This window comes from Variovorax defluvii (assembly GCF_039541515.1).
In the GTDB taxonomy this organism is placed as follows: Bacteria; Pseudomonadota; Gammaproteobacteria; order Burkholderiales; family Burkholderiaceae_C; genus Variovorax; species Variovorax defluvii.
Window position 1 is genome coordinate 1 of sequence record NZ_BAABGJ010000072.1, and the last position, 26,999, is coordinate 26,999.

General features: G+C 68.9%; 24 protein-coding genes and 1 riboswitch. Of the genes, 4 read left to right on the top strand and 20 right to left on the bottom strand.

Annotated elements, in window-relative coordinates; translation table 11 throughout:
* Positions 1–262: 262 nt before the first annotated feature.
* The 8 genes from bioF to ABEA07_RS19510 form a co-directional block, all read right to left on the bottom strand.
* Positions 263–1,501, bottom strand: coding sequence for an 8-amino-7-oxononanoate synthase (gene bioF / locus ABEA07_RS19475; RefSeq protein WP_345539889.1), 1,239 nt, complete (start codon positions 1,499–1,501; stop codon positions 263–265).
* Positions 1,485–2,876 carry an adenosylmethionine--8-amino-7-oxononanoate transaminase gene (locus ABEA07_RS19480; RefSeq protein WP_345539890.1) on the bottom strand — a complete coding sequence of 464 codons (1,392 nt, stop codon included), beginning with the start codon at positions 2,874–2,876 and terminating at the stop codon, positions 1,485–1,487. Before ABEA07_RS19480 ends, bioF begins: the two co-directional genes overlap by 17 nt.
* Before the next feature lie 183 nt (positions 2,877–3,059).
* On the bottom strand, positions 3,060–3,722 hold the full coding sequence (locus ABEA07_RS19485; RefSeq protein ID WP_345539892.1) for a DUF4126 domain-containing protein: 663 nt from the start codon (positions 3,720–3,722) through the stop codon (positions 3,060–3,062).
* A gap of 13 nt (positions 3,723–3,735) precedes the next feature.
* Entirely contained in the window at positions 3,736–4,530 is a 795-nt protein-coding gene (locus ABEA07_RS19490) for an enoyl-CoA hydratase/isomerase family protein (RefSeq protein WP_345539893.1), read from the bottom strand.
* Complete coding sequence (locus ABEA07_RS19495; protein ID WP_345539894.1) at positions 4,527–5,039, bottom strand: DinB family protein; 513 nt, start codon at positions 5,037–5,039, stop codon at positions 4,527–4,529. The genes ABEA07_RS19490 and ABEA07_RS19495 overlap by 4 nt, the downstream gene beginning before the upstream one ends.
* A 13-nt stretch (positions 5,040–5,052) precedes the next feature.
* On the bottom strand, positions 5,053–6,666 hold the full coding sequence (locus tag ABEA07_RS19500; RefSeq protein ID WP_345539895.1) for a carboxyl transferase domain-containing protein: 1,614 nt from the start codon (positions 6,664–6,666) through the stop codon (positions 5,053–5,055).
* 7 nt (positions 6,667–6,673) lie between these two features.
* Complete coding sequence (locus ABEA07_RS19505) at positions 6,674–8,341, bottom strand: AMP-binding protein (protein WP_345539896.1); 1,668 nt, start codon at positions 8,339–8,341, stop codon at positions 6,674–6,676.
* 215 nt (positions 8,342–8,556) lie between these two features.
* Positions 8,557–9,729, bottom strand: coding sequence for an isovaleryl-CoA dehydrogenase (locus tag ABEA07_RS19510; RefSeq protein WP_345539897.1), 1,173 nt, complete (start codon positions 9,727–9,729; stop codon positions 8,557–8,559).
* Between the two features lie 130 nt (positions 9,730–9,859).
* Here ABEA07_RS19510 and ABEA07_RS19515 point away from each other — a divergent pair, with 130 nt between their 5' ends.
* Together ABEA07_RS19515 and ABEA07_RS19520 are read left to right on the top strand one after the other, a co-directional pair.
* Complete coding sequence (locus ABEA07_RS19515) at positions 9,860–10,924, top strand: AraC family transcriptional regulator (RefSeq protein ID WP_345539899.1); 1,065 nt, start codon at positions 9,860–9,862, stop codon at positions 10,922–10,924.
* 75 nt (positions 10,925–10,999) lie between these two features.
* Positions 11,000–11,197 carry a hypothetical protein gene (locus ABEA07_RS19520; protein ID WP_345539900.1) on the top strand — a complete coding sequence of 66 codons (198 nt, stop codon included), beginning with the start codon at positions 11,000–11,002 and terminating at the stop codon, positions 11,195–11,197.
* A 9-nt stretch (positions 11,198–11,206) separates the two neighbouring features.
* On the opposite strand, the gene ABEA07_RS19525 is transcribed toward ABEA07_RS19520, so the two are convergent.
* The 12 genes from ABEA07_RS19525 to ABEA07_RS19580 form a co-directional block, all read right to left on the bottom strand.
* Positions 11,207–11,899 (bottom strand): HAD family hydrolase, encoded by a 693-nt coding sequence (locus ABEA07_RS19525; RefSeq protein WP_345539901.1) that lies wholly within the window; start codon positions 11,897–11,899, stop codon positions 11,207–11,209.
* Between the two features lie 40 nt (positions 11,900–11,939).
* Positions 11,940–13,823, bottom strand: a complete 1,884-nt coding sequence (gene thiC, locus ABEA07_RS19530; RefSeq protein WP_345539902.1) for a phosphomethylpyrimidine synthase ThiC — start codon at positions 13,821–13,823, stop codon at positions 11,940–11,942.
* Between the two features lie 80 nt (positions 13,824–13,903).
* A riboswitch (TPP riboswitch) is annotated at positions 13,904–14,011 on the bottom strand.
* 27 nt (positions 14,012–14,038) lie between these two features.
* On the bottom strand, positions 14,039–15,016 hold the full coding sequence (locus ABEA07_RS19535) for a rhodanese-like domain-containing protein (RefSeq protein ID WP_345539903.1): 978 nt from the start codon (positions 15,014–15,016) through the stop codon (positions 14,039–14,041).
* Between the two features lie 2 nt (positions 15,017–15,018).
* A complete protein-coding gene (locus tag ABEA07_RS19540; RefSeq protein WP_345539905.1) occupies positions 15,019–15,867 on the bottom strand; it encodes a DUF3047 domain-containing protein in 849 nt (282 codons plus the stop codon).
* A gap of 189 nt (positions 15,868–16,056) precedes the next feature.
* Positions 16,057–16,485 carry a YchJ family protein gene (locus ABEA07_RS19545; protein WP_345539906.1) on the bottom strand — a complete coding sequence of 143 codons (429 nt, stop codon included), beginning with the start codon at positions 16,483–16,485 and terminating at the stop codon, positions 16,057–16,059.
* A 69-nt stretch (positions 16,486–16,554) separates the two neighbouring features.
* A complete protein-coding gene (gene iaaH, locus ABEA07_RS19550; protein ID WP_345539941.1) occupies positions 16,555–18,033 on the bottom strand; it encodes an indoleacetamide hydrolase in 1,479 nt (492 codons plus the stop codon).
* A gap of 246 nt (positions 18,034–18,279) precedes the next feature.
* Positions 18,280–19,410, bottom strand: a complete 1,131-nt coding sequence (locus ABEA07_RS19555; RefSeq protein WP_345539907.1) for an acyl-CoA dehydrogenase family protein — start codon at positions 19,408–19,410, stop codon at positions 18,280–18,282.
* A 246-nt stretch (positions 19,411–19,656) separates the two neighbouring features.
* A complete protein-coding gene (locus tag ABEA07_RS19560) occupies positions 19,657–20,172 on the bottom strand; it encodes a hypothetical protein (protein ID WP_345539908.1) in 516 nt (171 codons plus the stop codon).
* A 103-nt stretch (positions 20,173–20,275) separates the two neighbouring features.
* Positions 20,276–21,460 carry an acetyl-CoA C-acyltransferase gene (locus ABEA07_RS19565; protein ID WP_345539909.1) on the bottom strand — a complete coding sequence of 395 codons (1,185 nt, stop codon included), beginning with the start codon at positions 21,458–21,460 and terminating at the stop codon, positions 20,276–20,278.
* Between the two features lie 45 nt (positions 21,461–21,505).
* Positions 21,506–23,317, bottom strand: coding sequence for a bifunctional isocitrate dehydrogenase kinase/phosphatase (gene aceK / locus ABEA07_RS19570; protein ID WP_345539911.1), 1,812 nt, complete (start codon positions 23,315–23,317; stop codon positions 21,506–21,508).
* A 10-nt stretch (positions 23,318–23,327) separates the two neighbouring features.
* Complete coding sequence (gene can / locus ABEA07_RS19575; protein WP_345539912.1) at positions 23,328–24,059, bottom strand: carbonate dehydratase; 732 nt, start codon at positions 24,057–24,059, stop codon at positions 23,328–23,330.
* Positions 24,060–24,116: 57 nt separating this feature from the next.
* Positions 24,117–24,512, bottom strand: coding sequence for a MerR family transcriptional regulator (locus ABEA07_RS19580; RefSeq protein WP_345539942.1), 396 nt, complete (start codon positions 24,510–24,512; stop codon positions 24,117–24,119).
* 97 nt (positions 24,513–24,609) lie between these two features.
* On the opposite strand from ABEA07_RS19580, the gene ABEA07_RS19585 reads away from it, so the two are divergent.
* Together ABEA07_RS19585 and ABEA07_RS19590 are read left to right on the top strand one after the other, a co-directional pair.
* Positions 24,610–25,671, top strand: a complete 1,062-nt coding sequence (locus ABEA07_RS19585) for an MBL fold metallo-hydrolase (protein ID WP_345539913.1) — start codon at positions 24,610–24,612, stop codon at positions 25,669–25,671.
* Positions 25,668–26,999, top strand: coding sequence for a protein kinase (locus ABEA07_RS19590; protein WP_345539915.1), 1,332 nt, complete (start codon positions 25,668–25,670; stop codon positions 26,997–26,999). The genes ABEA07_RS19585 and ABEA07_RS19590 overlap by 4 nt, the downstream gene beginning before the upstream one ends.

Here is a 26,999-nt window from a genome sequence, read left to right on the forward strand (position 1 = left end):
CTTTGGTTACTTTCTTTGGCGAGACAAAGAAAGTAACTCGCCCGCCGGGGCGAATTCCCGGCTCCTGCGCCAAACAACAGGCAAGGCCAAAACAAAGGCCGCAGGAGCGAATTCCCGGCTGCTGCGCCACACAACCAAAAAGGCCAAAACAAAGACCCGCACGCCAAGCCCAAGCCCAAGCCACGACAAGACCAACGCCAAAGCCCAGGCCCAGAGCCCTCACCCCCACCCAAACGGCAAGAGAGCAACACAGCCCCCGCTCTCATGCAGCCTCCTTCAAAGTCAAAGTCCGCCCCAACGCCCGCCCCAGCGCATCGACCAGCCGCGCCACCTCCCCCTCGCCATGGCTGGCCGACAGCGCGATGCGCAGCCGCGCCGTGCCGGCCGGCACGGTGGGCGGACGGATCGCGCCGACGCGCAGGCCGAAGCCGTCGAGCTGCGCCGACAGCTGCATGGCACGCGCGTTGTCGCCCACGATGACCGGCTGGATCGCGGTCGGCGAATCGGGCATCCAGGCGCTGCCGTCGGCCGGCAGCACCGTCCGCACGCCCTCGCGCAGCTGGGCGATCCGGGCGCGCAGTTGCGCCCGGCGCCGCGCACCCTCCTCGCCCTCGATCAGGTCCAGGCTGGTGAGCAGCGCATGGGCGATGGCCGGCGGCGCCGCGGTCGTGAAGATGTAGGTGCGTGCGCGCTGTACCAGATAGTCGATCACGGTGCGGTGCGCGGCCACGAAGGCGCCCGACACGCCGGCCGCCTTGCCCAGCGTGCCGATCAGCACCAGGCGCTCGGAGCGCAGGCCGGTGGCCTCGAGCACGCCGTGCCCGCGCGCGCCCAGCACGCCGAAACCGTGCGCGTCGTCCAGCACCAGCCAGGCATCGTGGCGCTCGGCCAGCGCGAGCAGCTCGGCCACGGGCGCGATGTCGCCGTCCATGCTGAACACGGCATCGCTGACGATCAGCTTGACCGGCGCATCGCAAGCGGCGAGCTGCGCGTCGAGGGCCTGCATGTCGCAATGCGGGTAGCGCTGCACCTCGGCCCGGGCCAGCCGGGTGCCGTCGATCAGCGAGGCATGGTTGAGCGTCTCGGAAAAGATCACCGCCTCGGCGCCCCCCAGCGCCGACAGCACTGCCAGGTTGGCCATGTAGCCGGTGCAGAAGAACAGGCTTTGCGCCTCGGGGATGTGCGGCGCCATCCAGCCGGCCAGCCGCTCCTCGAGCTGCGCGTGGGCGCGCGAATGGCCGAGGATCAGGTGCGAGCCGCCGCTGCCCGTGCCGTAGCGCGCAGCGCCCTCGGCCAGCGCGGCCGCGAGCGCGGGATGCGCGGCCAGGCCCAGGTAGTCGTTGCTGCTGAAGGCCAGCATGGTGCGCGGCGCCGCAGCGTCGGCCAGCGTGAGGCGCTGCTCGGGCGCGCAGGGCGTCTCGGCGATCTGGCGCCGGCGGCGCAGCGACTGGGCGTCGAGCACGTCGATCTCGTGCTGGAGGCGGTCAAGCAAGCGCGACATCGCGGTCCTCCGGCGCACGGGTGGTGGCCACGGCATCGAGCGTCGCCAGGGTGCCATCGACCAGTTGGTCGATCTCGGCATCGCCGACCACGTAGGGCGGCATCAGGTAGACGGTGCTGCCGATCGGGCGCATCAACAGGCCCTGCGCGCGGGCCGCGAGGTGGAAGCGTTCCGCGAAGCGCGGGCCGGGCGCGCGCAGGTCGAAGGCGGTGATCATCCCGCGCTGGCGCAGGTGTTCCGCCCGCGCCGGGTCCAGCCCCTCGCGCAGCCGCTGCAGGATGCGCGCCGAACGTGCGCGGTTGCGGTTGAGCACGTCCTCGCGCTCGAACAGGTCGAGCGTGGCCAGCGCCGCGCGGCAGGCCAGCGCATTGCCGGTGTAGGAATGCGAATGCAGGAAGCTGCGCGCCACGTCGTCGTCCACGAAGCCCTGGTAGATGGCCTCGCGCGTCATCACCAGCGCCAGCGGCAGGTAGCCTCCGCTGATGCCCTTGGACAGGCACAGGAAGTCGGGCCAGATGCCCGCCTGCTCGCAGGCGAAGAAGCTGCCGCTGCGGCCGCAGCCGACCGCGATCTCGTCGGCGATCAGGTGCACGCCATGGCGGTCGCAGGCCGCGCGCACGCGGCGCAGGTACTCGGGGTCGTGCATGGCCATGCCGGCGGCGCACTGCACCAGCGGCTCGACGATGACGGCGGCGATGCGCTCGTGCTGCGCGGCCAGCAGGCTGTCCAGCGCATCGGCGGCGCGGCGGGCGACCGCCTGCGCGTCCTCGCCCGGCTGCGCGCCGCGCGCGTCCGGCGAGGGGGCGAGATGCACGTCGCGCAGCAGCGGCGCATAGGCATCGCGGAACACGGCCACGTCGGTCACGTGCAGCGCGCCCAGCGTCTCGCCGTGGTAGCCGCCGCGCAACGCGACGAAGCCGCGCTTGCCGTCACGGCCGGTGTTGCGCCAGGCATGGAAGCTCATCTTCAACGCGATCTCCACGGCCGAGGCGCCGTCGGACGCGTAGAAGCAATGGCCCAGCGCATCGCCGGTCAGCGCGGCCAGGCGCTCGGCCAGTTCCACCGCCGGCGCGTGGGTGCAGCCGGCCAGCATCACGTGCGGCAGGGTGTCGAGCTGCGCGTGCAGCGCGGCATTGATGGCCGGATGCGCGTGGCCGAAGAGGTTGACCCACCAGGAGCTGGTGGCGTCGAGGTAACGCCGGCCGTCGTGGTCGATCAGCCAGGCGCCCTCTCCGCGGGCGATCGGCAGCGGCGGCACCGCCTCCAGGCGGATGCTCTGGGTGCAGGGGTGCCACACATGACGCCGGCTGCGCTGCTGCCAATCGGCATTGCGCGTGGAGGCGGATGGCGGCGACGAGGAATTCACGAAGGGCATGGATGCGTTCCTTGTTCCACGGTGCTCGGGCCGCGCATCGTAGGCAAGCCTCCAACGCTCCGCAAATGAGCGGATGCGCGCGGAATGCATGCGGATTGCGCGACGTTCGCCGCCGTTCGGATCATCTTTGCCTCAACGTCATTCAACCGGCCGGCATCGTCCCGCCGGCGCCGTTACAAAAAACTAGATTTGCCTGTCCTCACGCCGTGGGGCCCCGAAGGCAGGGGTCACACCGGGATCGGGCTTGCCGCTGAAGATGCGGGCGAGGCGCGAGAACAGCGCGCGCAAAAAGCGCCAGCTCTTGCGGATCAGCCAGACGGACAGCGCCAGCACGGCGAGGAAGAGCAGCAGGAAGACGAAGGGATGGGCCACCGCCAGCCACAAACTGGCCGGCACCAGCCCATCCTCGACCAGCGAGGCGCCAACATTGCTGAAAGGTTCGGGCGAGGTGTTGATGGCCGCGCGCGTGGTGGACTTGGCCACGTGGGCCGTGGCGGCGAAGCTCCCGCCCAGCAATGCAGCGACCACCGCCATCAGTGCGTGGTCGGCACCGAACACGCTCGCCGCCAGGGCCGCGCCGGCCGGGATGCGGATCACAGTGTGGACCATGTCCCAGAGCGAATCGAGGCCCGGGATCTTGTCGGCGAAGAACTCGATGAAGACCATGAAGCCGCTGGCCGCGATCACCACCGGGTGCGCAAGCATCTGCAGGCCGTTGGGCAGCGGCACCCAGCCGAGGTAGCCGGCCAGCCCCGTCAGCAGCACCACCAGGTAGAGGCGCACGCCGCTGGCCCAGCCGATGGCGGCGGAAAGGGCGAGCAGCTGGGGCAGGTCGAGTGCGTCCACGGCACCGGGCTCCTCAGCCGGAGATCCACGAAGGCTTGCGCTTCTGAAGGAAGGCCTGCACGCCTTCGCGGCCCTCTTCGCTGGCGCGGATGTCGGCGATGCCCTGCACCGTGTTCTCGATCAGCGCATCGTCGATCTCGCGGCCCGCCACGTCGGCGATCAGCTGCTTGCAGGCGCGCACCGCGGCCGGGCTGGCGCCGGTGAAGGCCCGGACGATCTCGGCGACCTTGGCATCGAGCGCATCGGCCGCCACCACCTCGTGCACGAAGCCGATGCGGTGCGCCTCGGCCGCGTCGAAGCGCTCCGCCGTGAGGAACCAGCGCTGCGCGGCGCGCGTGCCCATGGCGCGCAGGACGTAGGGGCTGATGGTGGCGGGGATCAGGCCGATCTTCACCTCGCTCAGGCAATACCAGGCCGTGTCGACCGACACCGCCACGTCGCAGGCGGCCACCAGCCCCATGCCGCCGGCATAGACATCACCCTGCACGCGGGCGATCACCGGCTTGGGGCTTTCGTGGATGGTGCGCAGCATCTGCGCCAGCGCGCCGGCATCGGCGAGGTTCTGCTCGTGCGTGAACTCGGCGGCGCGGCGCATCCAGTGGAGGTTGGCGCCGGCGCAGAAGGCCGGGCCGTGGGCGCCGAGCACGATCACCCGCACCTCGGGCGCCGCGCCGGCCTGCGAGAAGGCGTCGCTCAATTCGCGGACGACGACTTCGTCGAAGGCGTTGCGCAGCTCGGGCCGGTTGAGCCAGATGCGCGCGACGGCGCCTTCGAAGGCGAGTTCGAGCGTGGTGAAGGAGGTGCTCATGGCGACTTTGCTTCCTGCTGAAGGAGATAGACCCAATCCAGCTCCGGCCCGGGCTGGACCATGCCGGTCAACGCCGCCGTGAGCTGGCCGCGATGGTGGGTGGCGTGATTGAACACGTGGCCCAGCGCCGGCGCGAAGGGGATGCTGACCTGCTCGCCGTTGTTGCGGGTGTAGGCGAGCTGCCCGTCGTAGCGCTCCGGCGGGAGCGTGGCGAGCCAGGGGCTCCAGCGCGTGACGGCATGGCGCAGCGCCTCGCAGGCGGCGGCCCGCTCGGCGTGCAGCTCCGTGTTCAGCGCGATGCGCGGTGAATGGCCTTCGGCGAAGCGCGCGTACCAGATGTTGTCGGTCACCAGCAGGTGGTTGACGGTGCCGTGCACCGAGCGGAAGTAAAGGCCGCAGTCGCGACGCCAGTCCGCATCGGACAGGCTCTTGAGATTGACGTCGAGCAGCTTGTGCGTGGCCCACACGTGGTACCGCGCCAGGCTGGAGAAGTAGTTCTGCAGCGACATGGCCTCTCCTCCTTCACATCCGGAACACGCCGAACTTCGGCTCGGGCACCGGCGCATGGCGCGCGGCGGCCAGGCCCAGGGCCAGCACGCGGCGCGTGTCGGCCGGGTCGATGATGCCGTCGTCCCACAGCCGGGCGGTGGCGTAGTAGGGGTGGCCCTGCTGCTCGTACTGCTGGCGGATCGGAGCCTTGAAGGCTTCCTCTTCCTCGGCGCTCCACTGGCCGCCCTTGGCCTCGATGCCGTCGCGCTTGACGGTGGCGAGCACGCTGGCCGCCTGCTCGCCGCCCATCACGCTGATGCGCGCGTTGGGCCACATCCAGAGAAAGCGCGGCGAGTAGGCGCGGCCGCACATGCCGTAGTTGCCGGCGCCGAAGCTGCCTCCGATGATGATGGTGAACTTCGGCACGTTGACGGTGGCCACCGCCGTCACCATCTTGGCGCCGTGGCGCGCGATGCCCTCGTTCTCGTACTTGCGCCCGACCATGAAGCCGGTGATGTTCTGCAGGAACACCAGCGGGATCTTGCGCTGGCCGCACAGCTCGATGAAGTGCGCGCCCTTCTGCGCCGATTCGGAGAACAGGATGCCGTTGTTGGCCACGATGCCCACCGGCATGCCCTCGATCTCGGCGAAGCCGCACACCAGGGTGGCGCCGAAGCGGGCCTTGAACTCGTGGAACTCGCTGCCGTCGACGATGCGGGCGATGATCTCGCGCACGTCGAAGGGCTTGCGGGTGTCGGTGGGGATCACGCCGTAGAGCTCTTCGGCGGGGAAGGCCGGCGGGCGGGGCTCGCGCGTGGCCGGCACAGCCTGTCCTGCGCCGCGCGCGTTGAGGTTCGCGACCGCCGTGCGGGCCAGCGCCAGCGCATGCAGATCGTTCTGCGCCAGGTGATCGGCCACGCCCGACAGCCGCGTGTGCACGTCGCCGCCGCCCAGGTCCTCGGCCGTCACCACCTCGCCGGTGGCGGCCTTCACCAGCGGCGGGCCGCCCAGGAAGATGGTGCCCTGTTCCTTGACGATGATGGACTCGTCGCTCATCGCCGGCACGTAGGCGCCGCCGGCCGTGCAGGAGCCCATCACCACCGCGATCTGGGCGATGCCCTGGGCGCTCATGTTGGCCTGGTTGTAGAAGATGCGGCCGAAGTGCTCGCGATCGGGGAACACCTCGTCCTGGTTCGGCAGGTTGGCGCCGCCCGAGTCGACCAGGTAGATGCAGGGCAGGCGGTTCTGCTCGGCGATCTCCTGGGCGCGCAGGTGCTTCTTGACCGTCATGGGGTAGTAGGTGCCGCCCTTCACCGTCGCGTCGTTGCACACGATCATGCAATCCACCCCGCTGACGCGGCCGATGCCGGCGATGAGGCCCGCGCCGGGCGCGGCGCCGTGGTACATCGCGTGGGCCGCCAGCGGCGCGATCTCCAGGAAGGGCGTGCCGGGGTCCAGCAGCTGGGCCACGCGCTCGCGCGGCAGCAGCTTGCCGCGCGCGGTGTGCTTGCTGCGCGCGGCCTCGCCGCCGCCGGCCTCGACCTTGGCGAACTGGGCGTGCAGGTCGTCCACCAGCGCGCGCATCGCAGCGGCGTTGGCCTGGAATTCGGCCGAACGGGCGTTGAGTTTGGTTTCGAGTTGGCTCATGCGATGGCTATGCTGTTTTTTCTTCGTCGATGCCGAGCTGCTGCTTCATGGCTTCGCGGATCTTGAACTTCTGGATCTTGCCGGTCACGGTCATCGGGAACTCCTTGACGAACTCGATGTACTTCGGGACCTTGTAATGCGCGATCTGGCCCTTGCAGAAATCGCGGATCTCGTCGGCCGTCGCGGCCTGGCCGGGCTTCACGATGACCCAGGCGCAGAGCTCCTCGCCGTACTTCCTGTCGGGCAGGCCGACCACCTGCACGTCCTGGATCTTCGGATGGCGGTAGAGGAACTCCTCGATCTCGCGCGGGTAGATGTTCTCGCCGCCGCGGATCACCAGGTCCTTGATGCGGCCGACGATGTTGACGTAGCCCTCGGCGTCCATGGTGGCGAGGTCGCCGGTGTGCATCCAGCCTTCCGCGTCAATGGCCTCGCGGGTCTTCTCCGCGTCCTCCCAGTAGCCGTGCATCACGGAGTAGCCGCGGGTGCACAGCTCGCCCGACGTGCCCGGCGCGACGATGGCGCCGGTCTCCGGGTCGACGATCTTGACCTCCAGGTACGGCTGGACCTTGCCGACGGTGGCGACGCGCTTGTCCAGCGGCGTGTCGGTGGAGCTCTGGCAGCTCACCGGGCTGGTCTCGGTCATGCCGTAGGCGATGGTGATCTCCGACAGGTGCATCTGGTCGACCACGCGCTTCATCACCTCGATCGGGCAGGGCGAGCCGGCCATGATGCCGGTGCGCAGCGTGCTCAGGTCGAACTCCTTGAAGCGCGGATGGTCCAGCTCGGCGATGAACATGGTCGGCACGCCGTGCAGGCCGGTGCAGCGCTCGGCCTGCACGGTCTGCAGCACGGTGAGCGGATCGAAGCCGTCGTTCGGGTAGACGATGGTCGCGCCGTGCGTCAGGCAGGCCAGGTTGCCCAGCACCATGCCGAAGCAGTGGTAGAGCGGCACCGGGATGCACAGCCGGTCCTCCGGCGTGAGCTTCATGCACTCGCCGATGAAGAAGCCGTTGTTGAGGATATTGCGGTGGGTGAGCGTGGCTCCCTTGGGGAAGCCGGTGGTGCCGCTGGTGAACTGGATGTTGACCGGGTCGGTGGCTTTCAGCGTGCGGCCGATCTGCGCGATGCGAGGGTCCTCCGGATCGCCGCCGGCCAGCAGGGCCGAGAAGCGCTGCACGCCCGCGACCTCGTCGCCCGCCCCTTCCTTGTCGATCCACGCGATGTGCTGCAGCAGCGGCAGGCGCTGCGGGCCGAGCTCGCGCAGCATGCCGAGGTAGTCGCTGGTCTTGAACTGCGGCATCGTGACCAGCGCCTTGCAGCCGACCTTGTTGAGCGCGTACTCGAGCTCGGCGGTGCGGTAGGCGGGGTTGATGTTGACGAGGATGATGCCGACCTTGGCCGTGGCGATCTGCATCAGCACCCAGGCCACGTTGTTGTGCGACCAGATGCCGACGCGGTCCCCGGGCGCGAGGCCCAGCGTCAGCAACGCGCTGGCCAGCCGGTTCGACTCGCGCTGCAGCTCGAGGTAGCTCAGGCGCCGGCCTTCGTGCGCACTGACCAGCGCGTCGCGCGCGCCCTGGCGGCGCGCCATGTCGTCGAAGAAGTCGCCGATGGTCTGCTCGATCAGCGGGACGTCGGTGGGGCCGCGGTCGAGGCTCTCAGTCAATGCCATACCCTCTCCTGTGTTGCTCCCTCCCCCTGCGGGAGAGGAATGAAGTCCAACCCTAGTCCACTGAAACACTGAAATCGACTGGTGCAGTCCACCCGATACGGGCGCGCTGCGGCGTTGCAAATGCTCGCGATACCGACCGGTATCGCTGCACTTTGCGCCTTGCATCGCATCCCGTCTCGGGCGGCCCTCACCATTCAATTCAATGTTTCAGTGGACTAGGCCGTCTCGGCGAACAGCTCACGCCCGATCAGCATCCGGCGGATCTCGCTGGTGCCGGCGCCGATCTCGTACAGCTTGGCGTCGCGCCACAGGCGCTCGACCGGGAAGTCCTTGGTGTAGCCCACGCCGCCCAGGGCCTGGATCGCCTCGCCGGCCATCCAGGTCGCCTTCTCGGCCGAATAGAGGATGGCACCGGCCGCGTCCTTGCGGAAGGTGCGCGCATGGTCCTTGCGATCGCAGGCCTTGCCCACGGCGTAGACGTAGGCGCGCGTGGCCTGCCAGGTGGAGTACATGTCGGCCAGCTTGCCTTGCATGAGCTGGAACTCGCCGATGCTCTGGCCGAACTGCTTGCGCTCGTGCACGAAGGGGATCACCGCATCCATGCACGCGGCCATGATGCCCAGCGGCCCGCCGGACAGCACGGCGCGCTCGTAGTCCAGGCCACTCATCAGCACCTTGGCGCCCTGCCCTTCGCCGCCCAGCACGTTCTCCTCCGGCACCTCGCAGTTGTCGAAGTAGAGCGGGAAGGTGTTGGAGCCGCGCATGCCCAGTTTGTCGAGCTTGGTGCCGGCGGAGAAGCCCTTGAAGCCCTTCTCCACGATGAAGGCAGTCATGCCGCGCGCGCCCATCTCGGGCTCGGTCTTGGCGTAGATGACCAGGGTGTCGGCATCGCCGCCGTTGGTGATCCACATCTTGCCGCCGTTGAGCACGTAGCGGTCGCCCTTCTTCTCGGCGCGCAGCTTCATGCTGACCACGTCGGAGCCGGCATTGGGCTCGCTCATCGCCAGCGCGCCGACGTGCTCGCCGCTCACCAGCCTGGGCAGGTACTTCTTCTTCTGGGCCTCGCTGCCGTTGCGGTGGATCTGGTTGACGCAGAGGTTGGAATGGGCGCCGTAGGACAGGCCCACCGAGGCCGAGGCGCGCGAGACCTCTTCCATCGCCACGATGTGGGCGAGGTAGCCGAGCTCGGTACCGCCGTATTCCTCCTTGACCGTCATGCCGTGCAGGCCGAGCTCGCCGAGCTTCTTCCAGAGGTCGTGCGGGAAGAGGTTCTCGCGGTCGATCTCGGCGGCGCGCGGCGCGATCTCGTGGGCGGCGAAGTCGGCGATCGCGCTGCGCAGCGAGTCGATGGTCTCGCCGAGGTCGAAGTTGAGGCCGGGGTCATGCATGGGGCTGTCTCCTGGGGTGCAAGTTCGATCGCGCCGGAAATCCCGCGCGGCAGCCGGCAGCTTACGCCGGCTGCCGTTGCAATTGGCGTCACAATGGTTGCATATTGCGCCACAGAATTTCCCGGTCCCGATGCCCCATTCCCCCTTCAAGCCGGCTCGCCGCGCGGCCACGCCCATGGCCTTCGTCCGAGCGATCGTACTGGGCTACGAGCGCTACGGCATGGACCCCTCCGAGGCCCTGGCACAGGCACAGATTGCGCCGCGGGATCTGGCGAAAGCGCATGCACGGGTGACAGCAGCCCAGTTCGAGGCGCTGTCCGCGCATGCGATGCAGGAGCTGGACGACGAGGCGCTGGGCTGGTTCAGCCGCCGCCTGCCCTGGGGCACCTACGGCATGCTGTGCCGGGCTTCCTTGAGCTCGCCCGACCTGGGTGTGGCCATCAAGCGCTGGTGCCGCCACCACCGGCTCCTGACCGAAGACATCGCCCTCGCGCTCACGGTGGCGGACGGGGTGGCCACGGTCACGATCCGCGAGAACCGTGCCCTGGGCCCGTTGCGCGAGTTCTGCCTGGTGTCGAACCTGCGCTTCCTGCACGGCTACGCCTCGTGGGCGATCGACTCGCGCGTGTCGCTGCGCAGTGCACGCTTCCCTTTCGAGCCCCCGCCGCACCGAGATGCCTACCCGTACATGTTCGACGGGGAACTGCATTTCGGCGCCGAGACCGCGAGCTACAGCTTCGACGAGCGCTACCTGGCGATGCCACTGCGCCGCGACGAGCAGGCGCTGCGGACCATGCTGCGCCGTGCCCTTCCCCTGACCGTGCTGCAGTACCGCCGCGACCGACTGCTCGGCCAGCGGGTACGCGAGCTGTTGCGCGCGCAGGGCCGGCAGGGCGCGACGGCGGAGTCGCTGGCCGGGCTGCTCCATGTCTCGGCACGCACGCTGCACCGGCAGTTGCAGGAAGAGGGTCTCACCCTGCAGCAGCTCAAGGATGCGGTGCGCCACGAGCAGGCGGCCGAGCAACTGCGGCGCACCGCGCGGCCGATCAAGAACATCGCGCTGGGCGTGGGCTTCCGCAACGAGAAGAGCTTCTCGCGTGCGTTCCGGGCCTGGTCCGGGATGACCCCGGGGGCCTTCCGGCGCGCCGGGGCGAATGAGCCGGAGCCGGGGCTGGCGAACGCCGAGAAATTGTGAAAAAGTTTGCCAGTGTGGCCGCCTTGCGTCGTGCGCCGGCCGGAGAGGGCTGTTTCTGCCCCTAGGATCGCGGGCATGCAGATTCCCGACACCGACACCTCCGAATACGCGGCGCTGATCGAGTTCGCCGCCACCTCGGGCCGCTCACGGGTTCACCCCAGCATCGTCAAGAACGCCGACCAGCTCAGCGCGCACTTCCTGTCGGGCCGCGCGCAAGCCATGACGCAGGCGCTGGCCGCGGTGGCCAAGGCCGCCTTCCAGACGCGGGACTGATCGGGCCGATCACGCCGTCATGTCCGGCCAGGCCGCCAGCAGCGCGGGCAACTGCGCCATGTCGTTGAACACGTGGGCCACGCCGGCCGCGCGCAGCGCCTCCGGTCCGCTGTGGCCCAGGTCGCTCGGGCTGTAGCCGAACACCGTGGCGCCGGCCGCGACGCCGGCGGTGGCGCCGGTGACCGTGTCCTCCACCACCGCGCAACGGGCCGGGTCCACGCCCAGCGCCTCGGCCGCCGCCAGGTAGACGTCGGGCGCCGGCTTGGAGCGCGGCGTTTCATGGCCGCTGAAGATGCGGCCGTCGAAGGCGTCGAGCAGCCCCACCTTTTCCAGTTGCAGCCGCACCTTGTGCCGGTCGGCGCCCGAGGCGCAGGCGATGCGGCCATCCAGCGCGCGATGCAAGGTGCGCACGGCCAAGGGGGCGCCGGCGATCTCGACCAGGTCGCTGTCGAGCGCCGCGTTGCGCCGCTCGCGGAATGCGGCGAGCCACTCGGGGGTGAGGGTGAAGCCGGTCTTCGCATGGATCAGCGCGCCCTCGTCCCGCACCGCCTTGCCGATGAAAAGGCGCATCGCCTCCTGCGTGCTGAGTTGCCAGCCCAGCTCGCCGAGCATCTGGGCGAGCACGCGGTTGGTGATGGGTTCGGAGTCGACGAGCACGCCGTCGCAGTCGAAGAGGACGGCGTCGAAGGGGATGGAAGGCATCGGGCGATGCTACCAACCGCCCCCCAACCCCCGCTCGCGCTCAGCTGGATCGGATCGGGATGTACATCTCCCCGCCCGCCGCCTTGAACTCGGCCGACTTGCCGGCCATGCCGTCGGCCACGGCCTCGTCCTCGCCGAGCCCGCGCGAGGCCGCGTACTCCCGCACTTCCTGCGTGATCTTCATCGAGCAGAACTTCGGGCCGCACATGGAGCAGAAATGCGCCACCTTGCTGGCGTCCTTGGGCAGGGTCTCGTCGTGGAATTCGCGCGCGGTGTCCGGGTCCAGGCCCAGGTTGAACTGGTCCTGCCAGCGGAACTCGAAGCGCGCCTTGGACAGCGCGTCGTCACGCGCCCGCGCACCCGGGTGGCCCTTGGCGACGTCGGCCGCATGGGCCGCGATCTTGTAGGCGATGATGCCCTGCTTCACGTCCTCGCGGTCCGGCAGGCCCAGGTGTTCCTTGGGGGTGACGTAGCACAGCATCGCGGTGCCGGCCCAGCCGATCATGGCGGCGCCGATGGCGCTGGCGATGTGGTCGTAGCCCGGTGCGATGTCGATGGTCAGGGGACCCAGTGTGTAGAAGGGGGCCTCGTGGCAGTGCTTGAGCTGCTCGTCCATGTTGGCCTGGATCATGTGCATGGGCACATGGCCGGGGCCTTCGATCATGGTCTGCACGTCGTGCTTCCATGCGATCTGGGTGAGCTCGCCCAGGGTGCGCAACTCGGCGAACTGGGCTTCGTCGTTGGCGTCGGCGGCGCAGCCGGGGCGCAGCCCGTCGCCGAGCGAGAAGCTCACGTCGTAGGCCTTCATGATCTCGCAGATGTCCTCGAAGTGCGTGTAGAGAAAGCTCTCCTTGTGGTGAGCGATGCACCACTTGGCCATGATCGAGCCGCCGCGCGAGACGATGCCGGTGCGGCGGTCAGCCGTGAGGTGGATGAAGGGCAGGCGCAGCCCCGCATGGATGGTGAAGTAGTCCACGCCCTGCTCGGCCTGCTCGATCAGCGTGTCGCGGTAGATCTCCCAGCTCAGGTCCTCGGCCACGCCGCCCACCTTCTCGAGTGCCTGATAGATGGGCACGGTGCCGATGGGCACCGGGCTGTTGCGCACGATCCAGTCGCGCGTGGTGTGGATGTTGCGGCCGGTGGAAAGATCCATCACGTTGTCGGCGCCCCAGCGGATCGCCCACACGAGTTTTTCCACTTCCTCCTCGATGCTGGAGGTGACGGCCGAGTTGCCGATGTTGGCGTTGATCTTCACCAGGAAGTTGCGGCCGATGGCCATCGGCTCGACTTCGGGGTGGTTGATGTTGGCGGGGATGATGGCGCGGCCGCGCGCCACTTCGTCGCGCACGAACTCGGGGGTGATGAGCCTGGGGATCTGCGCGCCCATCGGGTGGCCGGCCAGGCGCTTCTCGCGCGCAGCGTCGGCGAGGTACTCGGCCATCCATTCGCGCCGGCCGTTCTCGCGCAGGGCGACGTATTCCATCTCGGGCGTCACAATGCCGCGGCGCGCGTAGTGCATCTGGGTCACGTTGCGCCCGGCGATCGCACGGCGCGGCTGGCGCTGCAGGCCGGAAGCGGCTGCGCGAAGCTCGGCCAGCTTCTGCGCATCGCGGTCGGCGTGGGTGGCGCCGTCGTCCAGCATCTGGCGCATGCGGCCGATGTAGGCCTCGGTGTCGTTGCGCTCGGCGATCCAGGCGCCGCGCACGCTGGGCAGGCCGCGGCGGACGTCGATCTCGGCTGCGGGATCGGTGTAGGGGCCGGAGGTATCGTAGAGCGACACGACCTCGCCGTTGGTCAGGCGGACGTCGCGCACCGGCACCCGGACGTCGGGACGCCGGGGGCTGGCGATGCTGCTCTTGGTGGAAGCGGGAAAAGGCTCGCGGGTCAGCGTGAGCAGGGAGGCGAACTTGTCGACGGCATTCATGCGGGGCACTCCTTCAGGGTTGGACGGGTGCTCCGCAATCGCTCCAGGATCGGCGCGGCGGAAAATAGAACGTTCCGTGGCCGGGGAGTCGCAGCTCTTCTTACGCTGGCATGAACCAGATCAAGTTCGCGGGTTCGGCCCACCTGGCCATCTCAGCACGCGCCCTGCGTGCACCCCGGAGCGGGGTGGATTCTAGGCCGCGAGGGCGAAACGGATCAAGCGGCGTGCGCAGCAACGTCCGGCACGTCGCCTGAAAGAGGCGCCGGCGCCGAAGCCAGCGCATCGGCCGCCACCCAGGCCGCGATGCCGCCGGCGAGCACGCGCACGCGCGGCAGGCCAGCCTGCGTCAAGAGGCGCGCGGCGGCGATGGCCGTCTCGTCGTTCGGGCAGTCGCAGAACACCACCACTTCGCGCGCGGCGCGCAGTTCGTCCAGGCGCTCCGGCAACTGGCCGTAGCCGATGGCGACGGCACCGGGCAGCACGCGCGGATCGATGGCTCGCGTGTCCGCCGAACGCAGGTCGACCACCGTGAGGCGCCGGCTGGCCTCGAAGGCCTGGCGCAGCGCGCTCACATCGATGTGCTCGACGTCCTCGGCCTGCCGCTCGATGCGGCGCGTGCGGTACCGCCAGCCGACGAAGGCCGCCAGCAGCACCGCACCCACCAGGGTGGCCGTGAGGCCGACGCTGGACATCACGGCCAGCACGTCCTGGATGGCCGCGTGGAACAGCGCGCCCAACCCCATGAAGCCCAGCGACCAGATCAGCGCCGCCCCGGTCTCGTAGGTCAGGAAGCGCGTGTTCGACATGCCCAGCGCGCCCGCCATCGGCGGAGCCACCACCGACACGCCCGGCACGAACTTGGCCGCGATCAGCGACAGGCCGCCCCAGCGGCCGAGGATGGATTCGCTGCGCCGCACGCAGGTGTCGGCAGACAGCGAGATGCGGCACAGCAGGCGCATCACGCTGTAACCCCAGCGGCGCCCGGCCAGGAACCAGGCGCCGTCGCCGACGATGTTGCCCAACACGGCGGCCAGCAGCACCACGCCGAAGGACAACTGGCCACCGAAGGCCAGGCCACCGGCCACGACCAGGAAAGGCGCCGCCGGCACCGGCGCGCCCAGGCGCGTCGCCGCCGTGACCAGGAAGACCACGACGGCGCCTTGTGCGGAAAGAAGAGCAACGAGATCGTTCATCGCTATTCCCCTGTGCCGGCGCGTGCTGGGAGGGCGGCCGCGGCGCTGCGCGTGCTGGGGAAGCTGCGCAGGTCGATGTCGGAGAAATAGGCCAGGCCGCGGCCCTGCGTGTTGTCGGCATCGGCCGAGACCGCCACCGCGATCACGTCGGGCAGCGTGTCGCCGGCTTCGTCGCCGAAGGCACGGCGGTAGTCGGCCAGCAGGCTGCGCCGCTCGCCGAGCCAATGGCCGGCGGTGCCGGCCGCGCCGGCCGCGCCGGATTCCAGCACGACCATGCGGATACGGCGCGTGAAGGCATTGACCAACTGGGTGCCCTTGGCTTCCTTGCCGTCCCACACGTAGCACAGCGCCTCGGTGGGGACCTCCTCGCCGGTGGTGCGGCGTGCCAGCGAGATCTTGGTGCGCTCGCCGAAGGAGAGCCGATCGGCCGGGAAGTCGAAGAAGACGCACAGCTTGGCCGCGCCATCGTCGCCGGCACGGCTGCGCAGGTCGGCGTCCTGCACGAAGGTGTCGACGCGCCAGCGCCAGGCCAGGGTGGTGGAGGGGTTGAGCGGCACGCGGGTGGCGTGCACCAGGTTGCCGTAGGACCCGTCGGCTTCGACCTTGAGGACCTTCTTGCCGCCCTCCTGGACTACCTCGAAGCGGGTCGGCGTCTTGCCGGGCAGGGTGGCGAAGCGCCAGGGCTCGGGCGCCTGGGTGCCGCGCGCGGTGGAGAAAGGGGTGACGACCGCCTCATCCGCGCGGGCAGCGGAGGGTGCGGCGAGCCAGAGCGCGGCAGCGGCGATCGGCGCGGCCATCACCGCGGCGATCCAGCGGTGAATGGTCGGAGTGATCGTGTTGTGCGCTGCCATGGTGCCCTCTGTCGTAGTTTCTGTTTGAGTCTGCAGGGGAGTGTGAGGGCGAACACGCCGCCGATAAAGTAGCCGGAAGGAATCGGACTGTCTCCTTTTCGCGCACAATCTGCGCCCCACGCTATCGAAACCGTAGCGCGACGCTCCGCCTGCACGGGACGTTCGCGCTGCCAGGGCGGCCGGAACGAATCAGCGCAGATCGCCGTCGAGGTAGTACCAACGGAGGATGCCGCCCTCCCCCGCCTCGCGCACGAAGCGGCTGCGCTCGTGCAATCGCGTGGCCGCGCCGGAGCGGCCACGCTGGCGGGCGACGAACTCCACCTCGGCATGGTCCGCATCGACGGCGCGATGGGTGCGCACCTCCAGGCCCAGCCATCGGGTGCCTGCCTCGAAGTCCAGGCGCTCGGGCCGCTTCGACAGGTGCCACGTGGCCAGCAAGTAGTCGGCGCGCTCGCACACGAACGCGGTGTAGCGCGAGCGCATCAGGGATTCGGCATCGGGCGCGGGCGTGCGCCCGAAGTCGTCCAGGTAGCGGCCGCAGCAGGCGGCGTAGCCGAGCGCGGTGCCGCGGGGGTCGCGGCGGCCGCAGGGGCAGGGGTCCGAGGAGGGTCTGGGCATGGCGCCGCGCATTGTCCCCCTGCCTTGCCCCCCGCGCCGGCGGCGGGGGCGCCGAGCACCGCGGGATTCCTACTTCGCCGGCGCCGGCACGCGCCCGAGCACCTCCTCCACGGCCATTCCCACCGCCAGCAGGCGCCGGTCGCTGCCGGCCGGCCCATCCAGTTCCAGCCCCACCGGCAGGCCGCTGGTGGCCCCCAGCCCCGCGGGCAGTTGCAGCCCCGGAATGCCGGCGTTGCTGCCGGGATCGGTGTTCTGGATCAGCAGGCCGAAGTTCTCGATGCTGCTGGACTCCGGGGTGGCCGGCAGCGCCACGCGCGGCACGGTGGGGAAGACGAGCGCGTCGAGCCGATGCTTCCTGAAGGTCTCGGCGTACAGCTTCTGCAGTGCCGGCCGCGCCTTGCGCATGGCGTTCTCGTACCCCGGTTTGGCATCGACCACCCCCTTCTCCGCCGGCAGCTTGCGCGGCAGCACCAGGCCCTCGAAGGTGCCTTTGACGTCGGGGCTGGCGATGGCAGCCGCCACCTGGCGGATGTCGACGCCGGTGCGGTAGCGCGCGAGGTAGGCCGACAGGTCGTCGTGGATCTCGTAAAGGGCGACCGGGAAGCTCACCGCTGCATTGAGTTCGGACAACTGCGGCATGTCCACGTCGACCAGCGTGACGCCCGCGTCGCGCAGCCTGGCCAGCGCGGCCTCGGTGGCCGTGCGGGTGTCCTCGTCGAGATTGGCATAGAAGGCCTTCACCACGCCAAGGCGCACACGCCTCACGTTGGCCGCCACCACCGGCGCGCCGCCGGCGATGACCCGGTCCAGCAAGGCCAGGTCGGCCACCGAGAGCGCCATCGGCCCGGCGGTGTCGCGTGTGTGCGAGATCGGCACGATGCCCCGTTGCGAGTAGCGGCCCACGGTGGGACGCAGCGCCGTACAGCCGTTGAAGGCGCAGGGGATGCGCACCGAGCCGCCGGTGTCGGTGCCCAGGGCCGCCGGCGCCATGCGCGCCCCGAGGGCCGCACCGTTGCCGGAGGAAGACCCGCCGGCCACCCGGCTCGGGTCATAGGCATTGCGCACGCCCACCTCGGGTCCGCTCTGGAAGGCCGGGTTATAGCCGCTGACGCCGAAGGCCAGCTCGTGCATGTGGGTCTTGCCCAGCACCACGGCGCCGGCCGCGCGCAGCTTGGCCACCACCGGCGCGTCGGCGCTCGCCACGAAGCCCTTGAGTGCAGGCGTGCCGGCGCTCGCGGGCAGGCCCTGGACCTGGATGTTGTCCTTGATCACCACCGGCAGCCCGCCCAGGGGCTTGCAGGGCCCGCCGCGCCGGCGCGCCGCATCGGCCGCGCGCGCACCCTTCATCGCACCAGCCTCGTCCAGGGTGATGAAGGCATTGAGCTGCACCTTGGCCTTGGCCTGCGCGAGGTAGGCCGAGACCAGTTGCTCGCTGGTCAACGAGCCGGCACAGAGCCGCGCGGCGGCGTCCGTGGCGGTGAGCGTCGCGATGTCCAGCGGCGCAGCCTGCGCGAGCGCAGGCCGCGCCAGGACGGCCGCGCACAGCATGGACAGCGCTGCGCCCAGGGCGCGAGGGGCCGGGACCCGAAGAGAAAGGAACATGACGGACTCCTCCGTGAAGCGAAGCCCCCATGTTGCGCCCCCCGCCGGCGCCTGTCTGTCATCCGCCCTGGCGCCGGCTGCGAAGCCAGCCCGTTCGGGAGCACCCGCGGAACCGGCTTTGCCGGGCCGCTGGGTGCGCCCCCGGTGAGGGGGTTGGCGGACCACACGAAGTGGGGGAGCCGGGGGGAGAGCCTAGACCAGCGCGCGTTGGATCAGCAGCTTCTGGATGTCCGAGGTGCCCTCGTAGATCTGGCACACGCGCACGTCGCGGTAGATGCGCTCCAGCGGGAAGTCGTTGACGTAGCCGTAGCCGCCCAGCGTCTGGATAGCCGCGCTGCAGACCCGCTCGGCCATTTCGCTGGCGAAGAGCTTGGCCATGGCCGCTTCCTTCAGGCAGGGCCGGCCGGCATCGCGCAGACTGGCCGCGTGCCAGATCAGTTGGCGTGCGGCCTCCAGTTGCGTCGCGCAGTCGGCCAGGCGAAAGCCCACAGCCTGCTGTTCGAAGATGGGCTGCCCGAAGGCCTGGCGCTCCTTGGCATAAGCGACCGCCACCTCGAAGGCGCTGCGGGCCATGCCCACGCTCTGGGCCGCGATGCCGATGCGGCCGCCTTCCAGCGCGCCGAGCGCGATCTTGTAGCCCTCGCCTTCCTGGCCGATCAGGTTCCCGGCCGGGATGCGGCAGCCGTCGAAGTTGATCTGCGCGGTGTCGCTGGAATGCTGGCCGAGCTTGTCCTCCAGCCTGGCCACGGTGTAGCCGGGTGCGTCGGTCGGCACGACGAAGGCGCTCATGCCGCGCTTGCCCGCCCCCTTGTCGGTGACCGCGATGACGATCGCGACCTGCCCGTTCTTGCCGCTGGTGATGAACTGCTTGACGCCGTCGATCACCCAGCCGTCGCCTTCCTTGCGCGCGGTGGTGCGCAGCGACGATGCATCGCTGCCGGCCTGCGGCTCGGTCAGGCAGAAGGCGCCGAGCATCTGGCCCTGCGCCAGCGGCTGCAGCCATTTCTTCTTCTGCGCCGCATTGCCATAGCGCATGAGGATGGCATTGACGGGACAATTGGTGACGCTGATGGCGGTGCTGGTGCCGCCGTCGCCGGCCGCGATCTCCTCCAGCACCAGCGCCAAGCTGAGGTAGTCGAGGCCGGCGCCGCCGTCCTCCTCGGGCACGCAGATGCCGTAGGCGCCCAGTGCCGCGAGGCCGGCATGGGCCTCCTTGGGGAACAGGTGCTCGCGGTCCCAGCGCGGCGCGTGGGGCCACAGTTGCTCCTGTGCGAAAGCGCGCACCGCGTCGCGGATGGCTTCCTGGTCGGGTGTCAGCAGCATGGCAGTTCCTGGATGAGGCCTACTTCGAAGCGTCGAAACGGGCTTGGCTCGATGCGGCGCTGGCAACGGAGGCGGCGCAGAGAAGCGCGGCCAGTGCGCTGCGATGGAAGGCCGGATGCATGGCGGGCGTCTCCTGGAATGGATTAACACCGCATTCTAGGTAGCGCATGCGCCCGACATGAATCGGCAGTCCGGGCCAAGAAATGTCACCGACCCGCGTCGGCATTTGCAAAATTGTCAGGAGGTTCAGGCGGCCTGCAGCAAGGCGGCGGACCTCGCGAGGGCCCGCGCGCTGAGCTGCGCGCTGGTGCGCAACACCGTTTGCCAGTAGCGCTCTACGGCCTCGATGCCGCCGGCCTTCTCCTGCTGCTCGAAGGGCTGATAGAGCGTCCAGTCCTTGAGGCCGAGAAAGTGAGAACGAAAGACATCGCCATGGAAGGCGGCGGTTTCTTCCGCCGTGACGTCCCGCGTGATGGGGTCGCCTTGCGTCAACTGCGCTTCCAGGGCCGAGAGATAGGCGCTGGCCATGGCCTCGCGGATCTTGACGAGCTCGGTCTCGGTCAAGCGCAGTGCGGTCTCCTGCGACAGGCCGGGCACCGAGCCGCCGCGCAAGCCGGCATCGGCGCTGTCGACATCGCCCGCCGCCCAGCACGCGTAGTAGTAGCCGTGGTCGGCGAGGTAGCTGTAGAACGAAACGATGCGCCCCTTCGCCAGGAGGGCGCGAAGCTTGCGACACTGGACCTTCGAGATCGAAGACGGCATGAACACTCCGGCAAGGGTCGACTGCACATCGAATGACAGTGCCCCTTGCTCGCATCACCGCCATCGCTCGCTCTCGAATTGCACTTATCGTGCCTGCGCGGATTCAGACCAGTTCGAGCGCGACAGCGGTGCCTTCGCCGCCGCCGATGCACAGCGTGGCGACGCCGCGCTTCTTGCCCTTTTGCTGCAGCGCATGGATGAGAGTGACCATGATGCGCGCGCCGCTCGCGCCGATCGGGTGGCCCAGGGCGCAGGCGCCGCCGTGCACGTTGACCGCCGCATGCGGCACGTCGAGTTCGTGCATCAGCGCCATCGGCACCACGGCGAAGGCCTCGTTGACCTCCCACAGGTCCACGTCCTTCACGCCCCAGCCGGTCTTCTTGAAGAGCTTGGCCACGGCGCCGACCGGCGCGGTGGAGAACCACTCGGGCTGCTGCGCGTGGGTGGCATGGCCGAGGATGCGGGCGATCGGCCTGGCGCCGAGCCTTTTCGCGGTGCTCTCGGTCATCATGACCAGCGCCGCCGCGCCGTCGTTGATCGAGGAACTCGACGCGGCCGTGATGGTCCCGCCCTCCTTCTTGAAGGCCGGCTTGAGCGAGGGGATCTTGTCGAGCTTGACTTTGCCCGGGCCCTCGTCGATCTCGATCAGCGTCTCGCCGGCGCGGCCCTTGACGAGCACGGGTGCGATCTCGGCCTTGAAGGCGCCGGAGCTGGTGGCCGCCTTGGCGCGCTCCACGCTGGCGATGGCGAACTCGTCCTGTTGGGCGCGCGTGAACTGGTACTTGGCGGCGCAGTCCTCGCCGAAGGTGCCCATGCTGCGGCCAGGCTGGTACGCGTCTTCCAGGCCGTCGAGCATCATGTGGTCGAAGATGCGGTCGTGGCCCATGCGGTAGCCCCCGCGGCCCTTGAGCATGAGGTAGGGCGCGTTGGTCATGCTCTCCATGCCGCCCGCCACCATCACCTCGTGCGTGCCGGCCAGCAGCATGTCGTGCGCCATCATCGCGGCCTTCATGGCCGAGCCGCACATCTTGCTCAGGGTGACGGCGCCTGCGCTGTCGGGCAGCCCGCCCTTGTAGGCGGCCTGGCGCGCCGGGGCCTGGCCCTGGCCGGCCATCAGGCAGTTGCCGAACAGCACTTCGCCGACCGCCCCGGGCGCGATGCCTGCGCGCTCGACCGCTGCCTTGATGGCCACGCCGCCGAGGTCATGGGCTGCGAGGGAAGAGAAGTCGCCCTGGAAGCTCCCCATGGGGGTGCGGGCGGCGCCGACGATGACGATGGATTCGGACATGTGGATCTCCTTGGGGGGTCAGGTTGAGGTCGGGGTACGGTGGATTCAGAAATAGGTCTCGCGGCCGTCGTGACGGAAGCGCTGCGATTCGTCGTAGGGGAACACGTCGAGCATCTGGCCGGCCTGGATGCGCTGCTTGTGGCTTTGCCAGAAGCTGGCGTCGAGCAGGTCGGCATGGTGGGCCATGAAGGCTTTTCGCACCGCCTCGTTGCCCAGCAGAAAGGGGCCGAAGGTCTCGGGGAACACGTCCTTCGGGCCGACCGAATACCACGGCTCCCCGCTCATCTCGTCTTCTTCGTTGCGCGGCGGGGGCACGCGGCGGAAGTTGCATTCGGTGAGGTACTCGATCTCGTCGTAGTCGTAGAACACCACCTTGCCGCCGCGGGTGACGCCGAAGTTCTTCCAGAGCATGTCGCCGGGAAAGATGTTGGCCGCAACCATGTCCTTGATGGCATTGCCGTACTCGACCACCGCATGCTCGAGCTGCTTGCCGGCGCGCTGGGCATGCTCGGGGTGCTCCAACTGGTCGAAGGCCTCCTGCAGGTATATGTTCAGCGGGATCATCCGGCGCTCGATGTAGACGTGCTTGAGCACCACTTCCATTTCCCCGTTGCCGTCGCGGTCGCCGATCTCCAGCTGGCTGGGTGCGAACTTGCGGATCTCCTCGATCAGCTCCGGCTCGAAGCGGTCCATCGGGAAGCCGACCTTGCTGTACTCCAGCGTATCGGCCATGCGGCCGACGCGGTCGTGCTGCTTGACCAGCAGGTACTTGCTCTTGACCTGCTCGCGCGTGGTGTCCTTCTGAGGCGGGAAGAAGTCCTTGATCACCTTGAACACGTAGGGGAAGGAAGGCAGGTCGAACACCAGCATCACCATGCCCTTGATACCGGGCGCGATGCGGAACTTGTCGGTCGAGTAGTTCAGGTGGTAGAGGAAGTCGCGGTAGAAGAGCGTCTTGCCCTGCTTGGCCAGCCCCAGGGCGTTGTAGATCTCGGCCCGCGGCTTGCGCGGCATCAGCGAGCGCAGAAACTGCACGTAGGCCGATGGCACCTCCATGTCGACCATGAAGTAGGCCCGCGCGAAGCTGAACAGCATCTGCAGGTCTTCCTCGCCGAAGAGGGCGGCGTCGATGTAGAAGCGCCCGGCGCTGTCGTGCAGGACCGGCAGGGCCAGCGGCAGCTCGATGAAGCCGTTGATGATCTTTCCCACCACGTAGGCGCCCTTGTTCCGGTAGAACAACCCCGACAGCACCTGGAGCTGGAAGTTGGCCCGCAGCTTGACCTGGTGGAAGCGTCCGAGAATGGCGGCGGCCACGCGCTCCGCATCCCGCTGGATGTCGGCGAAGCGGCCCAGCAGCGCGTAATCCTCCAGCATCTGGCGCACCGTTGCGGCCAGCGTGTGCGGCTCGGGGTAGTAGGCGCGGTAGGTCGGCGCACCACGCGGCTCGAGGTACTCGGTGCTGATGGCGGGCCGCACGAAGATGAAGTCGTTCTGGAAGTAGGCCCGGTGCAGGATCTTGGTGGTCACCGAGTTGAAGAAGGTCTCGGCCAATTCGGGCTGGTGGTGGTCGACCAGGAGGCCGATGAAGTGCAGTTTGACCTGGTGCCACACGTCCATGGGCTGCTCGCCGGCCCTGAACTCCTTTTCCAGGCGCGCAACGGCCTCGCTCACGCGCAGGTCATAGAACTCGATGCGCTCCCGCTGCGCGCGCTGCTGGCCCGACCAGTCGGCCGTCTCGAACCGGTGCTTGGCCCGTGCCGACTCGGCGCGGAACAGACGGTAGTGGCGGTCGAAACCGTCGCGCATCGCCTTCGCGATGTCGTAGGCGAGGGGCGAGTCGAGGCGCTGCGGGAACATGTCCGCGCGCTCAGGCGGCCGGCTGTGCCTCGCCGGATCCGGCTTGCTGCTGGGCCTTCTGCTCCTCGGCCCGCTTGCTCCACTTGTGGCGGATGCGCTCCACGGCCGCTTCGTACAGGGCCTCCATGGGCTTGGAGCCGTCGAGTGTCATGCCCAGGTCCTGCAGCAGCCCGTCGTGCACGCCGAAGGCCCAGCCGTGGATGGCCACGGCCTGTCCGCGGCTCCAGGCGTCTTCCATGACAGTGCTGACCGCGACGTTGATCACCTGCTCCGTCACGTTGAGCTCGCATAGCGCATTGGCACGCAGCGCCTCCGGCAAGGCGTTGAGCATCACGCGGTGACGGTCGCGCACGTCCTGGATGTGGCGGATCCAGTTGTCGGCCAGCCCGATGCGCATGTTTTCCAGCGCGGCCTGGACGCCCCCGCAGCCGTAATGGCCCACCACCATGATGTGCTGGACCTTGAGGCGCTCGACCGCGAACTGGATCGCCGAAAGCGCATTGAGGTCGGAGTGCACGACGATGTTGGCAACGTTGCGGTGCACGAACACCTCGCCGGGCTCCAGCCCGGTGATCTGGTTGGCGGGCACGCGGCTGTCGGAACAGCCGATCCACATGTACTTGGGGGTCTGCTGCTTCACCAGGCTGGTGAAGAAGCCCGGCCGGTCGCGCTCCATCCGCGAGGACCAGGCGCGGTTGTGGGCAAAGAGGTCCTCCAGGTTGTCAGGCGTGTCATTTTCCATGGGTCTTCTTCCGGTTGAGTAGGGAAACGGGGAGTTCCGGGGCTTGCGAGCGCCTCGTCAGCGATTCTTCGGCCGGGTTGCTCGGGCGAGCGCCGTCCGCGCCTTCTTTTCCTGAGCGCGCACCTCGGCGATATTGACCTGCAACACCTCGAGCTGAGACTCGAGGCGCGCACGGTGGCCAGCCAGCACGCCGAGGAAGCGCTCCAGTTGCGGCACGGTGTCGCGCGGGCTGTCGTACATGTCGAGGATGTCCTTGATCTCGTTGAGTTTGAGGCCGAGACGCTTGGCGCGCAACGTGAGCGTCAGCCGCGCGCGGTCGCGCGCACTGTAGACCCGCTGCTGCCCGGCGCGCTCGGGCGCCAGCAGGCCCATGTCTTCATAAAAGCGGATGGCCCGGGTGGTCAGGTCGAATTCGCGGGCGAGCTCGCCGATGGAGAAAGTCTGCGTGGACATGGACGGGGCGGTCATTCCGGCGGCGACAGCGGATATTGCCACCGCTGCCTACAATGTGGGGTCTTTCACATGACGTTTACGTTAACGTCAATCGTACATGAACCTCCTCGAACGCGAACTCAACTACCCTCACGGCGACCATCTTCCGGCTCCGGGCGGTAGTTTCGAGGTCCTGCCGGGTGTGCGCTGGCTGCGCATGGCACTGCCCTTCGCGCTGGACCACATCAACCTCTGGCTGCTGCGTGACGAGATCGACGGCGTGGAGGGCTGGTCGGTGGTCGACTGCTGCATCGCGCACGACGCATCGCGCGCGCAGTGGGAGCAGATCTTCGACAAGGAGCTGCAGGGCCTGCCGATCCTGCGGGTGATCGTGACCCACATGCATCCGGACCACATCGGGCTGGCCGACTGGCTGTGCCGGCGCTGGAACGCCCCGTTGTGGATCAGCTCCACCGACTACCACGTGGCGCGCGTACTGACCATCAGCGGCGACACGCTCGCCGGCGGCGATGCGGCGGCGAACTTCTTTGCGACGCACGGCATGAGCGACCCCCAGGCGCTGGGCGTGATCCGCGGTCGCACCAGCTACTACGCCAACATGGTGCCCTCGGTGCCGGACACCTACGTGCGGATGATGGACGGCGACATCGTGCGCATCGGCGGGCGCGAATGGCGCTGCATCAGCGGCTACGGCCACGCGCCGGAGCACATCTCGCTGTACTGCGAGGAACTCCATGCGCTCCTGGGCGGCGACATGATGCTGCCGCGCATCTCCAGCAACGTCAGCGTGCATGCGGGCGAGCCGGAGGCCGATCCGCTGCAGCTCTTCCTCGACAGCATCGCCCGCTTCAATTCGCTGCCGGCGGACACGCTGGGCCTGCCTTCGCACGGCAAGCCTTTCACGGGCATCCACCAGCGCGTGAGGCAGCTGCAGGACCACCACCGGGACCGTTTGGCGGAGCTGCAGGAGGCCTGCACCGCGCGGCCGCTGTCCGCCGCCGAAGCCTTGCCGATCCTCTTCAAGCGCGCGCTCGACGTGCACCAGACCACCTTCGCCATGGGCGAGACCGTGGCTCATCTGCACACGCTGTATTTCCGAGGGCAACTCCAGCGCCGCAGGGACCCGGACGGGGTGTGGCGCTTCGGCCTCTTCAAATGAATGTGACCCTGGACCAGCTGCGCACGGGGCAGCTGGCCGGCGCGCGAGGGGTCGCGCTGCAGTGCTGCGGACTCACCGAGTTTCCGCGCGAGATCTTCGATCTGGCCGACACCCTGGAGGTGCTCGATCTGTCTGGCAATGCGCTTTCGGACTTGCCGGAGGACCTGGATCGCCTGCACCGGCTGAAGGTGCTGTTCTGCTCCGACAACCGCTACACCGAGTTGCCCGCCGTGCTCGGGCGCTGCAAGCGGCTCGAGATGGTGGGCTTCAAGGCCAACCGCATCCGAACGGTTCCTGCCGGGGCGCTGCCGCCCGCACTGCGCTGGCTGATCCTGACCGACAACGAAGTCGAGGCCTTGCCCGCGGCAATCGGCCGCTGCGAGCGGCTGCAGAAGCTGATGCTGGCCGGCAATCGCCTGCAGACGCTGCCGGTCGAACTGGCCGCCTGCCATGGCCTCGAATTGCTGCGCATCTCGGCCAACCGCCTCGAGGCTCTGCCCGGGTGGCTGCCAGTTCTGCCGAGGCTAGCCTGGCTTGCCTTCGCGGGCAACCCTTTCGATGACCGGGCCGAGGCGGCCGCGGTGGAGGCGGCGGGCATTGCGCCGGTGTCGTGGCAGCGGCTGGTGCTGCGCGAGCGACTGGGCGAAGGCGCGTCCGGCTGGATTCACCGGGCGGACTGGACGCAGGACGACGGCCGTCTGCAGCCCGTCGCCGTGAAGTTGTTCAAGGGCGCCGTCACCAGCGACGGCTGGCCGCACAGCGAGATGGCGGCCTGCATGGCCGCCGGTGCCCATCCGGGCCTGATCACGGCCCTGGGGCGCATCGAAGGCCATCCCGAGGGAACGCCAGGCCTGGTGCTGGCGCTGGTGGATCCGCGCTTTCGAAACCTGGCGGGCCCACCAAGCCTCGAAACGTGCACCCGCGACGTCTACGCCAAGGATGCCCGCTGGCCGCTGTCCACCGCCCTTCGGCTGGCGCAATGCATCGCCCCGGCGGCCGCGCAGTTGCATGCGCACGGCGTTCTGCACGGCGACCTCTATGCCCACAACATCCTGTGGGATGGCGAGGGCGCGGGGCGCCTGGGCGACTACGGCGCAGCCTCCTTCCTGCCGACGGACGATCCGGAGACAGCCCTCAGCTTGCAGCGCATCGAGGCGCGTGCCTTCGGGCTACTGCTGGGAGAGTTGCTGGCGCGAAGCCACTCCGAGAGCGATGCCGACGCGCGGCGGTTGGCACGGCTGTCTGAACTGCAGGCGCGCTGCACCCAGCCCGCGGCCGCTGCCCGCCCCCTGCTGGCCGAGATCGCCGCCGCCCTGGCCGCCGCGTGA

Coding starts and splice junctions, on each gene's coding strand:
- iaaH (WP_345539941.1), bottom strand. CDS start 18,033: ATGCTGTGCGCGGCCGTCCTGGCGCGGCCTGCGCTCGCGCAGGCTGCG.
- ABEA07_RS19510 (WP_345539897.1), bottom strand. CDS start 9,729: ATGCATGACCCCGGCCTCAACTTCGACCTCGGCGAGACCATCGACTCG.
- ABEA07_RS19555 (WP_345539907.1), bottom strand. CDS start 19,410: ATGCTGCTGACACCCGACCAGGAAGCCATCCGCGACGCGGTGCGCGCT.
- ABEA07_RS19565 (WP_345539909.1), bottom strand. CDS start 21,460: ATGTCCGAATCCATCGTCATCGTCGGCGCCGCCCGCACCCCCATGGGG.
- ABEA07_RS19545 (WP_345539906.1), bottom strand. CDS start 16,485: ATGCCCAGACCCTCCTCGGACCCCTGCCCCTGCGGCCGCCGCGACCCC.
- ABEA07_RS19525 (WP_345539901.1), bottom strand. CDS start 11,899: ATGCCTTCCATCCCCTTCGACGCCGTCCTCTTCGACTGCGACGGCGTG.
- ABEA07_RS19535 (WP_345539903.1), bottom strand. CDS start 15,016: ATGAACGATCTCGTTGCTCTTCTTTCCGCACAAGGCGCCGTCGTGGTC.
- ABEA07_RS19580 (WP_345539942.1), bottom strand. CDS start 24,512: ATGTCCACGCAGACTTTCTCCATCGGCGAGCTCGCCCGCGAATTCGAC.
- thiC (WP_345539902.1), bottom strand. CDS start 13,823: ATGAATGCCGTCGACAAGTTCGCCTCCCTGCTCACGCTGACCCGCGAG.
- ABEA07_RS19515 (WP_345539899.1), top strand. CDS start 9,860: ATGCCCCATTCCCCCTTCAAGCCGGCTCGCCGCGCGGCCACGCCCATG.
- ABEA07_RS19520 (WP_345539900.1), top strand. CDS start 11,000: ATGCAGATTCCCGACACCGACACCTCCGAATACGCGGCGCTGATCGAG.
- bioF (WP_345539889.1), bottom strand. CDS start 1,501: ATGTCGCGCTTGCTTGACCGCCTCCAGCACGAGATCGACGTGCTCGAC.
- ABEA07_RS19560 (WP_345539908.1), bottom strand. CDS start 20,172: ATGCCGTCTTCGATCTCGAAGGTCCAGTGTCGCAAGCTTCGCGCCCTC.
- aceK (WP_345539911.1), bottom strand. CDS start 23,317: ATGTTCCCGCAGCGCCTCGACTCGCCCCTCGCCTACGACATCGCGAAG.
- ABEA07_RS19500 (WP_345539895.1), bottom strand. CDS start 6,666: ATGAGCCAACTCGAAACCAAACTCAACGCCCGTTCGGCCGAATTCCAG.
- ABEA07_RS19585 (WP_345539913.1), top strand. CDS start 24,610: ATGAACCTCCTCGAACGCGAACTCAACTACCCTCACGGCGACCATCTT.
- ABEA07_RS19480 (WP_345539890.1), bottom strand. CDS start 2,876: ATGCCCTTCGTGAATTCCTCGTCGCCGCCATCCGCCTCCACGCGCAAT.
- ABEA07_RS19495 (WP_345539894.1), bottom strand. CDS start 5,039: ATGTCGCTGCAGAACTACTTCTCCAGCCTGGCGCGGTACCACGTGTGG.
- ABEA07_RS19540 (WP_345539905.1), bottom strand. CDS start 15,867: ATGGCAGCGCACAACACGATCACTCCGACCATTCACCGCTGGATCGCC.
- ABEA07_RS19590 (WP_345539915.1), top strand. CDS start 25,668: ATGAATGTGACCCTGGACCAGCTGCGCACGGGGCAGCTGGCCGGCGCG.
- can (WP_345539912.1), bottom strand. CDS start 24,059: ATGGAAAATGACACGCCTGACAACCTGGAGGACCTCTTTGCCCACAAC.
- ABEA07_RS19490 (WP_345539893.1), bottom strand. CDS start 4,530: ATGAGCACCTCCTTCACCACGCTCGAACTCGCCTTCGAAGGCGCCGTC.
- ABEA07_RS19505 (WP_345539896.1), bottom strand. CDS start 8,341: ATGGCATTGACTGAGAGCCTCGACCGCGGCCCCACCGACGTCCCGCTG.